The organism is bacterium (assembly GCA_013360215.1).
GTDB lineage: Bacteria > CLD3 > CLD3 > SB21 > SB21 > JABWCP01.
In genome coordinates this window covers 1-13,279 of record JABWCP010000011.1, presented here as the reverse complement: position 1 = coordinate 13,279, position 13,279 = coordinate 1, and the positions used below count along the sequence as shown (strand labels likewise).

The 13,279-nt window shown below is 46.9% G+C and carries 8 protein-coding genes; 6 read left to right on the top strand and 2 right to left on the bottom strand.

The features are described 5' to 3' along the window. Positions 1–9: 9 nt before the first annotated feature. Together rfaE1 and HUU58_08850 are read right to left on the bottom strand one after the other, a co-directional pair. Complete coding sequence (rfaE1, locus tag HUU58_08855) at positions 10–1,629, bottom strand: D-glycero-beta-D-manno-heptose-7-phosphate kinase (GenBank protein NUN45779.1); 1,620 nt, start codon at positions 1,627–1,629, stop codon at positions 10–12. A gap of 3 nt (positions 1,630–1,632) precedes the next feature. After that, positions 1,633–2,595, bottom strand: coding sequence for a threonine/serine dehydratase (locus HUU58_08850; protein ID NUN45778.1), 963 nt, complete (start codon positions 2,593–2,595; stop codon positions 1,633–1,635). Between the two features lie 152 nt (positions 2,596–2,747). On the opposite strand from HUU58_08850, the gene HUU58_08845 reads away from it, so the two are divergent. The 6 genes from HUU58_08845 to HUU58_08820 all read left to right on the top strand — a co-directional run bounded on the left by HUU58_08845 (position 2,748) and on the right by HUU58_08820 (position 13,029). After that, on the top strand, positions 2,748–3,992 hold the full coding sequence (locus tag HUU58_08845; GenBank protein NUN45777.1) for an imidazolonepropionase: 1,245 nt from the start codon (positions 2,748–2,750) through the stop codon (positions 3,990–3,992). A gap of 306 nt (positions 3,993–4,298) precedes the next feature. Next, positions 4,299–6,302 carry a glycogen debranching enzyme N-terminal domain-containing protein gene (locus HUU58_08840; GenBank protein NUN45776.1) on the top strand — a complete coding sequence of 668 codons (2,004 nt, stop codon included), beginning with the start codon at positions 4,299–4,301 and terminating at the stop codon, positions 6,300–6,302. After that, positions 6,286–6,876: a CoA pyrophosphatase gene (locus HUU58_08835; GenBank protein ID NUN45775.1), complete on the top strand. Its 591-nt coding sequence runs from the start codon at positions 6,286–6,288 to the stop codon at positions 6,874–6,876. Before HUU58_08840 ends, HUU58_08835 begins: the two co-directional genes overlap by 17 nt. A 77-nt stretch (positions 6,877–6,953) precedes the next feature. After that, complete coding sequence (locus HUU58_08830; GenBank protein ID NUN45774.1) at positions 6,954–9,392, top strand: carbohydrate binding family 9 domain-containing protein; 2,439 nt, start codon at positions 6,954–6,956, stop codon at positions 9,390–9,392. Between the two features lie 497 nt (positions 9,393–9,889). Beyond that, on the top strand, positions 9,890–11,224 hold the full coding sequence (locus HUU58_08825) for a PQQ-like beta-propeller repeat protein (GenBank protein NUN45773.1): 1,335 nt from the start codon (positions 9,890–9,892) through the stop codon (positions 11,222–11,224). Between the two features lie 23 nt (positions 11,225–11,247). Further along, entirely contained in the window at positions 11,248–13,029 is a 1,782-nt protein-coding gene (locus HUU58_08820) for a T9SS type A sorting domain-containing protein (protein ID NUN45772.1), read from the top strand. Positions 13,030–13,279: the final 250 nt, after the last annotated feature.

Here is a 13,279-nt window from a genome sequence, read left to right as displayed (position 1 = left end):
AATATCTGATTATTTCTTTTTTGGGTGCAATGCGTTTAGCGCGTCGGATTTGTTTTTATTTTCAATGCGATCAATTTTTTCTTCATACCGATCCTGCAACGATGTGATGCGTTGCATGGTATTTTCAGCATGGGCCAAATTTTTATCGTCCGTTGTTTTATTTTCTTGTTTTACGCCGTAGGCCTGCAAAATAGATTCGACAATATTGGTCGTACTAAACCCGACGACCAAATCAACAAGCGCGACCCGTCCGCCATACGACTCCACTTCCGCGCGTCCGACAACGCGATCCAAGGTGTAGTCCGAACCTTTGACTAAAATATCCGGCTGAATCTGTCGTATCAGTTCCAACGGCGTATCTTCATCAAACAACACGACGTAATCTACCGATGCCAGCGCCGCAAGGATATGCGCGCGTTCCTGCTCCGAAACGATCGGGCGTTTTTCGCCCTTAAGTCGCCGCACGGAAGCATCGCTATTAAGTCCTACGACCAGCGCATCACCGAGTGCCCGTGCCTGATTGAGCAACGTGATATGACCGACATGGAGAATGTCAAAACAACCGTTGGTAAATACGATTTTCTTTTTTCCGCGCATACCGGCGATGAGTACACGCGCTTCACCGGCCGTCAGGATTTTTCGTGAACCGCTCGCGGATTGCTCCATCTGATGCAGCACTTCTTCCCGCGTCACCGTCACCGTGCCCATACGACTCACCGCCACACCGGCAGCCAGATTGGCCACTTCGGCCGCTTCCGCAAGCGTAGCTTTTGAGGCCAACATCATTCCCAAAAAAGCGCTCACCGTATCACCGGCACCCGTAACATCAAAAACTTCACGCGCCGTAGCCGCAATCGAGGTATGCGTGCGCGCTTCGACGAGCATCATGCCGTCCTTGCCGCGTGTGATCAGCACCGCATCGGTTTGATATTGATTGACCAAGGACCGCCCTGCTTTTAAAACTTCGTCCGCATTGGTCAATTTTTTTCCCGTGGCCGCTTCAGCTTCTTTGAGATTAGGCTTGATGATCGTAGCGCCCGAATACGCTGAAAATTCACGGCGTTTAGGATCCACGATACTCGGAACACCGGCTTGACGGGCCAACTGTATCGTATTGAGTAAGACTTTATCGGTCAAAACGCCTTTTTGATAATCAGAAATAATCACTGCATCAACGTTACCGATAATTTTTTTAACGGAAGCGATGATTTGATTTTCAACGTCGGGCGAAACAGCATCCGCGACTTCGTTATCAATACGGACGACGTGCTGGCTTCCGGCCATAACGCGGGTTTTGGTGGTCGTAGGACGCGTCGCATCGGTAACTACGTGACTGGAATGAATACCGGCCTGCCCAAGCGCTTCTTTCAGCGCCGCGCCGTGCGCATCCTGTCCGATCACACCCAACATCGTAACATCACAAGCAATCGCCGCAAGATTGTGGGCGACATTCGCTGCGCCACCCAGCGCCAGAGTCTCTCTGCGCATATTGACGACCTGCACCGGCGCTTCGGGCGAAATGCGATCAACGCTGCCCCAAATAAATTTGTCTAAAATAATATCGCCGACCACCAGTATCTTAGGGCGAGAGGAATCAAGTAATTTTTGCCGGAGCGTTGCTAAGTTCATAATCTAAGCGGCCTGTCGTTTGAGAAGTTCAAAAAAATCATCCAAGTCTATATTTCCGCCGGAAAGTATCACGGCGATTTTTTTTCCGCGCAATTGCAATGTATTTTGCATGACCGCAGCAAAAGGTACCGCAGCGGTCGGCTCGACAACGATCTTGAGTCGTGAATAAATCCAATACATCGCTTCAATCACGGCGTGATCCGACACAGTGAGCATCGCATCCACATAACGCCGGATCACAGGAAAGGTTTTGTCGCCGAGAGCGAGGGTTCGCATGCCGTCCGCGATCGTCGGCGGCGGCGCTATTTTTACAATTTCGCCTTTGTTAAATGATTGGTACGCATCATTAGCGGTGTCTGTCTCTACGCCGACCACTTTGATGTGCGGATAAAAATGTTTGAGTGCGACGGCATTGCCCGATAAAAGCCCGCCGCCACCGCAAGGAATAAAGGCATAGTCCAAATCCGATATTTGCTCCGCCAATTCAACGCTCACCGTACCCTGACCGGCCATGATGTATTCATCGTTAAACGGCGGCACCAACGTACGTCCCTCCGATTCGGAAATCCGTTTACCGATCGCTTCACGATCTTCCTTGAGAAAATCGTAAACAATCACCTCAGCACCATACGCGCGGGTCGCTTCCATTTTAGATTTCGGCGAATTGTCCGGCATGACAATTTTGGACGTCGTACCAAGCAAGCGCGACGCCAAGGCCACGCCTTGTGCATGATTACCGGAGGAAAAAGCTACTACACCTTTGTCTTTTTGTTCCGCAGAAAGCGATGCAATTTTATTATACGCCCCGCGTATTTTGAAAGCGCCCACTTTTTGAAAATTTTCGCACTTAAAAAAAACCGAGTTCCCCGTTTTTTCATCCAGCGCATGGGACTGCATCAGCGGAGTTTTATGTACAATCGGCTGAACCGTTTTATAGGCATTGAGTATATCTTGGATTTGTATCATAAGCCGAAAATGATATTGAAATTGACGCTTAAAATCAACCTTGTTTCATGCTGTTTCAAAGCCTTCGACAGTATACCGTCCTCTGTTTTTTTGGTTATACATCACTGTTTCTTTTGCGGTGTGTTTTTATTACCATTGCACGATTATTTCACTTGCAAAAAAATACACCCATGACGCTTTTTATCCAAAACATCAAAGAAGTCGTTTTTTTTGAAAAAGACTTGTTCCGCACAGCCAACACGGTAGACATACGTATCGAAAACGGAATGATCGCAGACATTACTCCCACCGGGACCACTTCAGCGCCGGCCCATGCAACGATTTTAGACGGCGCATCGTATGTCGCGCTTCCGGGATTGATTGATTCGCACACGCATACGATTTTCGGCGGCTCCCGCGAAGACGAATTTGAAATGAAACTGCGCGGTGCCACCTACCAAGACATCGCGGCTAAAGGCGGCGGCATCAAAAGTACAATGCACAAAACCCGCGCGGCATCCAAAGAGGAACTACTGCAACTCGGTATCCGACGTTGTCAGTCGGCATTGGGACTCGGCATCACCACGATGGAAATGAAAAGCGGGTACGGTTTGTCGGTCGAAGCGGAAATCAAAATACTCGAAACCATTCGCGATGTGCGGCAACACACACCGCTTGAGATTTGCGCCACTTTCCTCGGCGCGCACACCATTCCTCCGGAATACAGCCAGCAACGCGAAGCATATATTCGTTTGGTTTGCGAAACCATGATTCCCATGGTAACGGAACACCGACTGGCCGAATTCTGTGATGCGTTTTGCGAGACCAACGTATTTACACCGGATGAAACGCGTCACATTTTTGAAACGGCCAAAAAATACGGGATGAAGTTAAAGTTGCATGCGGATCAATTGACCAATACCGGAGGCGCCGAATTATGCGCGGAGATGGGCGCTATTTCCGCCGATCATCTTGAAACCATTTCCGATAAAGGGCTTGCGGCACTGGCCGAATCCAATGTCGTCGCCGGTTTATTACCCGGCTGTTCATTTTACCTGCGTATGCAATATCCGCCGGCCCGTAAAATGATCGACATGGGCATCCCGGTTGCTTTAGCTACGGATTTTAATCCGGGTTCTTGTCCGACGCAAAATCTACAGCTCATCATGTCCATCGCCTGCACCCAAATGCGCATGACGCCGGACGAAGCGATCAAAGGCGTGACGCTGCATGCCGCGCGTGCGCTGGATAAAGCACATATCGGAAATATCGCCGTGGGTATGCAAGCGGATATGGTTTTGTTTGATGTACCGGGGTATAGGTACATCCCTTATAATTTCGGACAAAATCATGTCGCGCACGTCATCAAAAAAGGCCGTGTGGTGCACTCCGCATCATCCCTCGGCGAAAACAGGTAACGTAAATATCCGGGACGCTATCTATTTTAGAATACACATAGTGCCAATCAAAAGTGCGTAAGTATGACTAGGCTAGCGCTTTATTATTAACCTAAAAGCATTAAAATTTCCAAACTAAGTCATGCACTTTATAATTTGCAGCAGATTATCATTAACTTTTGCCATGCAAATTTTCATTTGAGCATACTGATTATTTTCTAATGCTTTATTTCTAATTTCTTCTAACTTATGCTATTCATATCAGAACGATAACTTGCCGCATGGCTTACATTTTCCGGTTTACCGATTAGTTATCAGGATTTTACCATGCAAAAACCGGCACCTCCGGAGCCCATACGATTAGACCGCGAAACCTGTGGTGATTATTATTATGCCACGCAAAAAGAATGGCTGGAAACCAACGGCCTTGGTGGCTTTGCTTCGTCAACGATCATCGGCGCGCATACACGCCGATATCACGGTTTATTATGCGCCCCGCTACGCCCGCCTGCTCAACGTTTTGTTTTTTTATCCAAATACGACGAACAAGTACGTATCGGCGACAAATTGTATGACCTCGCGACCAATCAATATCCGTTTATTATTCATCCCGACGGCCATAAGCGCATGGCGTCCTTCGAATACGATCTTTATCCGCGCATGATCTACGATCTGGACGGTGTACTGCTCGAAAAAGCCATTCTCATGCCGCATGGAAGTAATACCGTGATCGTTTGGTATCACCTTCGTGAATCCAGTCAGCCCGTCACACTGATTCTTCGCCCCTTATGCGCATTCCGCGATTACCATAGCCTTTCCCGCGAAACATCGCAAATTCGTAAAGAAGCCGAATTCTCCGAACATCGGTTGACCATTCGTCCCTACGATCATTTACCGCCTTTGTACATCACCGCACCCGGTGCTTTTTTTGATCCTAAATTTTATTGGTACAATAACACTGAGTACCGTAAAGAACAGGAACGCGGGCTTGAATTTCGCGAAGATTTATTTACGCACGGCACTCTTTCGGTGACATTGGAACCCGGATCGGCTCTCGATGTCGCCGCTTCCTTGTATGATACCCGCCTCACTTCTGAAGCGATTTGGGAAATGTGGACCCATGAAGTTCATCGCCGTATAAAAATACTGTCGGATTTTCCGTTGAAAGATCCGCTTGCCCGGCGATTGGCGTTGGCCGCCGACCAATTTATGGTGACCGGACAAAGCGGTAAGACCATTATCGCAGGTTATCACTGGTTTACCGATTGGGGACGCGACACGATGATCAGTTTACCGGGCCTCACGCTGGCCACAGGAAAAACCGAAGACGCGAAGGCTATCATTTCGACATTTCTTCCATTCGTATCGCAAGGCATGATCCCCAATCGTTTTCCGGATGCCGGCGAAGCACCGGAATACAATAACGTGGACGGCACGTTGTGGTTTGTGATGGCCTGTTATCAGTATTATGAAAAAACCAAAGATACAGAATTTCTGAAACATCGCTTGTTTGATACACTCAAAGATATCATCACGGCGCATACGCAAGGCACTCGTTATAACATTCACATGGATGATGACGGGCTGCTATATGCCGGTGACAACGGTGTGCAGCTGACATGGATGGACGCCAAAATCGGAGATTGGGTTGTCACTCCGCGCATCGGCAAACCGGTCGAAATCAATGCCCTTTGGTATAACGCACTCCGGATCATGGCTTACTTTGCAAACCAGCTCCACCATGACGACGCGGCTAAAGCATATGAAGCGATGGCCGATCGGATAAAAAATATTTTTGAATCCGCATATTGGAATGAAGAGCGCCGCTGCCTCTACGATGTAATCAGTTCATCAGGAAATGACGGGAGTATACGCCCCAATCAGATATTTGCGATCAGCCTGCCTTTTGCGTTGTTATCTGATGATAAAGCTTTGGCTGTGGTACGCTGCGTTGATGCGCAGCTGAGAACGCCCGCCGGCCTGCGCAGTCTTGCGCCTTCCGATAGCGGATATACGGGCGTTTACGCCGGCGATGCGTATCATCGTGATGCGGCGTATCATCAAGGCACGGCATGGCTGTGGCTTATCGGCCCTTACATGGAAGCTTATTTGCGAGTTCATCATTTTTCTGCGGAAGCACGCACACATATCCGGGCGATATTGCAAACGATCGAACCGCTGATACACGACGCCGGCTTAGGTACATTATCGGAAATCGCCGACGGGGATGCACCGCACTTACCCAAAGGCTGCATCGCACAGGCTTGGTCCGTCGCCGAAGTATTGCGCATTATGCACATGTTAGAATCCTACGATGCCCCATCCGCTTGAAGATTTGAATACATTGCGCACTCTGATTCGTCAAGTGTACGAGGGTCACGAAAAGCGCATATTGCCCGCCGGACAGAATACGCAAGCCGCCGTTTTAATCCCGCTCTTTCTCAAAGAAAAAAAAATTCACGTCTTATTTACCAAACGCACCGAAACTGTACGCACCCATAAAGGTCAGATCGCTTTCCCCGGTGGTGCGCGGGATGCGGAAGATAATGATTTACAATATACCGCACTTCGCGAAACAGAAGAAGAAATCGGCATACCCGGAAATACCGTCGAGATTTTAGCTGAAACCAGCCCGATGGTCACGCCGACACAATTTCATGTAACTCCTTTTATCGGCATCGTGCCCTACCCGTTTGATTGGAAAATCAATCCGTATGAAACCGAATCCATCATCGAAATACCGATGTCCCATCTTTTGGATGAACGCCATCATCGCAAGGGATTTCGTATGTGGCAAGATCGTACGTATGAAATCCACTATTTCGATTACCAAGAACACACCGTCTGGGGTGTTACCGGGTTTATCGTGTATGAATTTTTAGAAAAACTACGCCCTCATTTATAAAAAATCCTGCAACCTTTTTTTTATCTCATCGTATGACAGGGCGTAACAGTCACTCTCTTCATACCGGAAGGAATCTTATGCAACGCAACTCTTGGATACGCATACTGATGCACACCTGGCTTATGACTTTGCCGATGCAGTTTGGTTTGGATGTATCTGCACAACTGGCCGAGTCCGCAAACAAAAAAGCGCATCGCTCAGGTGGAAGCACCTTCCAACCTAATACTAAAATGACTCTCAATGTACCGAAAGCCGAATCGGCGCTTATCATAGACGGTGAAATTGAAGATACATGGTTACAAGGCGCGTCATTTGGGAATTTTGTTGAAAACGGCCCGGTCGAGGGGCGCCAGCCTTTAGCGGAAACACAAGGTTATATTTTGTTTGATAATGACTATGTTTATTTTGCATTTATCGCTTATGACCCGGAGATGCATAAGCTACGCGCCAATTTGAGCGACCGGGATCGCATATTTCGCGATGATTTCGTCGGAGTCAACATTGATCCGTTTGGCGCACAAACTAATGGTTTTGAGTTTTTCGTAAATCCCCTCGGTATCCAAGGTGATCTTTCCGTGGATGTCAACGAAAATGAGGATGAAAGTTTTGATGCCGTTTGGGAATCCGCAGCTAAAATTTATGATGATCGTTGGACCGTAGAAATCGCCATCCCGTTCAAAAGTTTACGATTCCCCGACAGACAAGATCAAAACTGGCTAATCCACCTTTGGCGAGTTTATCCTCGTGAAAATCGCTTTCTCTATTCATGGATACCGATTAACCGCGGGAAAGGAAACCAATATGCACAGGCCGGCCAAATTGCGATGAATATGGAAAAGCGGCCGAGCAAGCCGATTGAATTTCTACCTTATGCTTTAGGTTCGCGCGATCGTTTTGTCAAATTTAACGGCGATACAACCAAAGGGATATGGAGTAAAAGTAATTACGATAAAAACTTCGGTTTCAACTTGAAGTATGGAATCACCTCCGATATGACTTTGGATTTGGCTTACAATCCCGATTTCAGCCAGATCGAAGCCGATGCAACGCAGATCAGCGTCAACAATACTTTTGCATTGTACTATAACGAAAGACGGCCTTTTTTCCTTGAGGGGCGTGATGTTTTTTTCGTGGACGACGATCTTAATCTGATGTACACGCGCAGTATCAATGATCCCCTGTTGCTTGGCAAATTGTCCGGAAAAACAGACCGGCTAAGTTACGGATATCTTTTAGGCTTGGATGAAAATGCGCCTTACATTGTACCCAAAGAAGAAGGCAGCCGCACGTTGTTAAGTACTAACAATACAACAAACAACACAATTCGCGCCAAATACGAACTTGCCAAAGGCACCTATGTCGGCATTTTAGGAACAGATCGCCGGACGTCCGACGGTTCGAATACCGTCGGCACGATAGATACTAAAATACGAATCAATGATACCTACACTCTTTCCGGTATTGTCTCCGCTAGTACTACGGATGAGCCGGATGCGACGTCGCTGTATGGAAGCACCGACCGATTTGTAGCGTTTGGAGATTCCTTAACGTATGGATTTAACAATGAAAAATTTAAGGGCATAGCAACGCGCGTTACCTTGGACAGAACCGCTCGCGAGTGGGGTTTCTTTGCATGGTTTAATGACCGCTCGCCAGGATTTCGTTCCGAACAGGGTTTTATCACCAACAATAATGTTCGTGAAGCGGGCGCCTTTAGTCGTTACACGTTTTATATGAATGACGACCATCCGTTATTGACCCGCGTTGAACCGCGCGTACGATTTAATCGTAAATATAATTACGACGGTAAACTCAAAGATTGGTGGATCAATCCTCAGATTTTTTTACAATTCAAAAAACAAACTTACTTTTGGTTAGGCGTCGCAGCACTCAACAATGAAAATTTTGCAGGCAAACAGTTTAACAACATTCATCGTATTTCATTTGAATCGGGTACGGATGCTTTTCAAAAACTTTCCGGCGGGCTCTATGGAGAAGTCGGTAATTATATTAATCGCTCAGGAAACGCAGAAGACACGTTTAATCCGTTATCCAAAATCAAAGGCGTCAAGCTGACGGTTTGGGCTACGATTCGACCGATCAGCCGCTTGCGTAATGATTTCGAATTTAATTCAGCAAGCTTCCGCAAAGACTTTGGTGGCGATCTCATTGATCAACAATTGATTTATCGCAATACATTGCAGTATCAATTCACTAAGCGGCTATTTCTTCGCTTGATCGGAGAGATGGGTGCTATCAATTCACACCGCGCAAAACGCGATAAAAATACCGATGACATCGTACTTGATGTAAACAATCAGCAGGTGCTCGATAAAACGCATGATGTTTTCTACGCCATATCACCGCTTATGAGTTACAAGATCAATCCGTTTACGGTGTTTTATCTTGGTGCCAATTTCATGGGCAGGAATAATTTAGATTTTCCGAATTATGACGGAACGAACCTCAATCGCACTAACTTCTTTTTAAAATTTCAGTATTTGATGCAGATATAGAATTTATCGTTTAACAACTTAAAACCCCTTTCCGTATGGAAAGGGGTTTTTTATTTGTGAGGCTTGCCTTTGCTAACGAAGTACACCGAAAGGTTTAGTCGAACAATTTTGCTCACGCTTGCGCCGAGCGTATCGAGGCAAGGCGTGAGCGATGCAAGATGGAATGTATATTACTCTACAGCTTGCTACGGAACCTGGATTAAGCGCGTGCCCTGAGGGGTACGATACATGTTATTCCAATCGTTCTATCTCTTGCTTCGCTCTCCATTATTCCCCATTTTTATAGCAGTAGCAAATAACTCAATCCCATAGATTAGAATCGTCATGCAGAATATAGCGTACAAAGAAATTTTATTATTTTTATAAATATTTTGTAATATCTATAAGCCTATCTGTACTACAAGGAATGTACGTCGTTTCACGGGAGAATTCCGTGAACTTAAAGTAACCAAACATTCCTTGTAGGGAGGTGATCTAAAATGATAAAAAGGAATAAGATGAAACGTAAACGCTTGAGAGGTCTTGTAATCATGCTTTTGGCTGTCGCGCTACTGATACCCGGCTGCGACCCAAAGGAGCATGAGACTAAGTATGAACCCCAATACTGCTCCGACAGTCTGCTCTCGGCATCGGATGCGATGTGGTCGCACGGCCTTGGCGATCTGCAAAATACTAAAAGAGCTACAGATATTCGCACCAAAGGCTGTGTATATCGGCATCTAGGGCCTTCAGCGCCGTATCTGCCCCCGACGGTCAAGTGGAAGTTTGAGATCGGCGGCCCGGGCACAGCCGCGCCTCCGGTGATCGGCGATGACGGCACGATCTACTTAGTCGCCGAAAAACCAGGTCAAGCGGATAACGGAGGTTACCGCGATGTCGGGCTTTTTGCTATCAATCCCAATGGTACGCAGAAATGGTATTTTTCCAGACCTGATTCCACTCTGCCCGGTGGCGCGATTATGCATGGCCGGTCCGTTGCCTTAGCGGATGATGGAACAATCTATCTAACCTTGTTTGATAGGATAATCTATGCGCTTCGTAAAGACGGTAGTATAAAATGGTCAAAGCGCAAAAACGCGCCGGCTGGTCCTGCTGTGGATGTCTCTCATCGGGCTTACTTTGGATCAGATACGATTTGGTGTTACAGTGGTAGTGGTAAATTGCAATGGCAGTATATACCGGATGAGTATATAGGGTATTGTACGAAGATTGTACTGACTCCAACAATGGTTATTTGTGGTTTTTCGGATGGAATACTTGCTTTATCCTATACTGGTAAGAAAAAGTGGTTTTATCCTGTTGATTTTTTTAGCCCACTTCATTTTAGTATGGTATCCGATGAGGAGGAGAATATCTACTTCAAAACGAGTTCCAATAATCTTCGCTCGATAGATCGTAATGGCGTATTACGCTGGGTAGGCAGCGTCAATAACATCGGCGGTATGAGCGATCTGGCACTGCGTGGACAGTATCTGTATTTCGGGGCTTTTACCTCTATGTTTAGGCTTGATAAGGATACCGGGACTGATCCCGTAACATTTGGCTATGTACCATTAGCAAGATATATTAGTGAAAACACCGCGCCCTTGATAGATGATGCCGGTACACTTTATATGCCGTTCCCCGGCGCAGGTATTTCAGCGTATTTAGCAGAGGGGACTGAAACCGGTCCATCTTTTTTGATCAACAAACATTGGGATATGCACATTCCTCAGGGAGATGGGAATCTTCTAGAAAGTTATTTGGCGATGGGACGCGATGGAGTGCTGTATATCGCAAGCTGGGTGCACGGGAGTGCGGGAAAGACGGGGTATCTGTATGCGATCAATTAACACACAAAAAAGGAATTTGAATTATGCGTTTATTTTATCTCTTATTACTACAGGCTTGCTTACTGCAAGCGATATTAGCCGATGGCGCCTCGGAACTCTACGTGCGCTGGAAAACCAAACCTACCGGCACGGTGCGCATCTCTATCAAACCTAAATTGAATACCTTAGTGTTCGACCAAAATTACAACGCTTTACCTCTCGGGCATGCTGCCTACAACGAATTCACCGATCCGGAGAATGTTCTTTGGAATTTCGTGGGGGATGGATCTCCGGCTGGATCCGCAGAACAAATAAACGGCACGGTGTATTACGGACTCTATGAAATCAATTATCAAATATGGAACAGTTCTTCTCAAAGGTATGACCCCCTTCCCGGCAGTCCTGTGTATCTGGATTTTCGTGATGCGGATTATAATACGTCCCAGCCGTATTGTAATAGCTATTCATGTGACTACGACTTCAGGGTGTATTACGATGCCGTTGGCTTTCAGAAAGTGTCTGATCCGGCTACGAACTACTATACTTATGTAACTTGTTTTGGCAATATAGCAGAGCGTATCGAGTTTGGCGCTAGTGGCGGTACGCGGACGATATGGGGACTTGGTAACCGCACTCAGAATGCCGCGCCGTTTAAGAATATGAATGTTCAGCCCACATCAACTGCGGCTATGAATCCAGTGATAGTCAATATCAATGGCGCCAATGTCACGTTAGCCAAAGATCAGTTGTACTTCGTAGCGGCTACCGGTTCGACGTCTATCATCGTGCCGCATCGTGCCGGGAGTTCGATTTATTTTAGCCAGTGGGAAAACGGAGCGCTTTTTGATACGATTCGCAGCGTTAGCGCCAACTTGGATGGTAATTATCTTCAACCAAGCTACAAACAAAGTAATCAGGTAACGACGATCACCGGGCCTGAGATATTTACACAGAAGCAGACACTGACTTTTAGGCGGCAATTAGCCATACCGACGCTCCGTGCTGTATTCCGGTGGTACGTCAAGTGGAATTTTTCTAACGTGTGGCAGATGCTGGGCTCGGATACCGTAGCGTACGTTACTCCCAATGCCTCTTCAGATTACAGTTTTTTACTGCGTTGTTATACCCGAGATTCGTCCGAGCAGATTGTTCAATACTCTGCTGAAGATCATGCCGTAGATTATGCGGGCGGAGGCGGTGGTGGCGGACCCCAAATCGCACAGCGTGACGAGAATTCAGAGTACTATGCGCAAAGCTCCGGTACTGCTTCTCAATCCATCCCGGACTTTAGTACGATGAGCGATGTGGAGAAAAAAGAATGGCTTCGTCCGATCAAAGAAATGGTGCGCGCCTCAGGTTATCACTTCCGCTGGACAGAAAACGATCCTTATACGGAAGGACTTGACCCATATGTAGAAGCATTGGATCAAGAGGAATCAATGGGGGGGGCAAAATCTATACCGGAAACAACCCCAAGCGCTACGCCTGAGATCAAGCCGGCATTATTGTCCAAAGCTTCTTCTTCATCCTCACTTTCTTCCATACCCGAACAGTTTAGAATCACCGCCAACTATCCTAATCCTTTTAATCCCAGTACGACGATTGCCTTTGAAGCGCCGGAAGAAGCGTATGTCACGCTGACGGTATATAACACGTTGGGGCAGAAAGTGAAAACACTTTATCGTGGCGTCAAGTCCTCCGGTCGACATATCGTGCAGTGGGATGCGACCAATGATAGTGGAAATATACAACCGAGCGGGATTTATATCGTACTTTTACAGGCAGGGAATTTCTCACAAAGTCATAAGATCACGTTGATGAAATAGCTTAAGAAACTAACGACTCATTCATCCGGCACAGGTTCATCGCCTGTGCCGATTTTTTTATTCGTGAGGCTTGCCTTTTGCTAACGAAGTGCAGTGAAAGACGTCCCGCCGACTTGTGCCCAAGTCTGCTGAGACAAGGTGAAACCCGTTACTTGCTACGGAACTGGGATTAAGACCCTGCTCTGATGTATCATACATGTGATTATGCTTATTTGATTCTTTCGCCGTATTCGATCTCGGCCTCTTTGCG

What these genes read in the sequence shown, in the direction of transcription:
- HUU58_08830 (NUN45774.1), top strand. Translation starts at nt 6,954, where the DNA reads ATGCAACGCAACTCTTGGATACGCATACTGATGCACACCTGGCTTATG.
- HUU58_08850 (NUN45778.1), bottom strand. Translation starts at nt 2,595, where the DNA reads ATGATACAAATCCAAGATATACTCAATGCCTATAAAACGGTTCAGCCG.
- HUU58_08825 (NUN45773.1), top strand. Translation starts at nt 9,890, where the DNA reads ATGAAACGTAAACGCTTGAGAGGTCTTGTAATCATGCTTTTGGCTGTC.
- HUU58_08820 (NUN45772.1), top strand. Translation starts at nt 11,248, where the DNA reads ATGCGTTTATTTTATCTCTTATTACTACAGGCTTGCTTACTGCAAGCG.
- rfaE1 (NUN45779.1), bottom strand. Translation starts at nt 1,629, where the DNA reads ATGAACTTAGCAACGCTCCGGCAAAAATTACTTGATTCCTCTCGCCCT.
- HUU58_08840 (NUN45776.1), top strand. Translation starts at nt 4,299, where the DNA reads ATGCAAAAACCGGCACCTCCGGAGCCCATACGATTAGACCGCGAAACC.
- HUU58_08835 (NUN45775.1), top strand. Translation starts at nt 6,286, where the DNA reads ATGCCCCATCCGCTTGAAGATTTGAATACATTGCGCACTCTGATTCGT.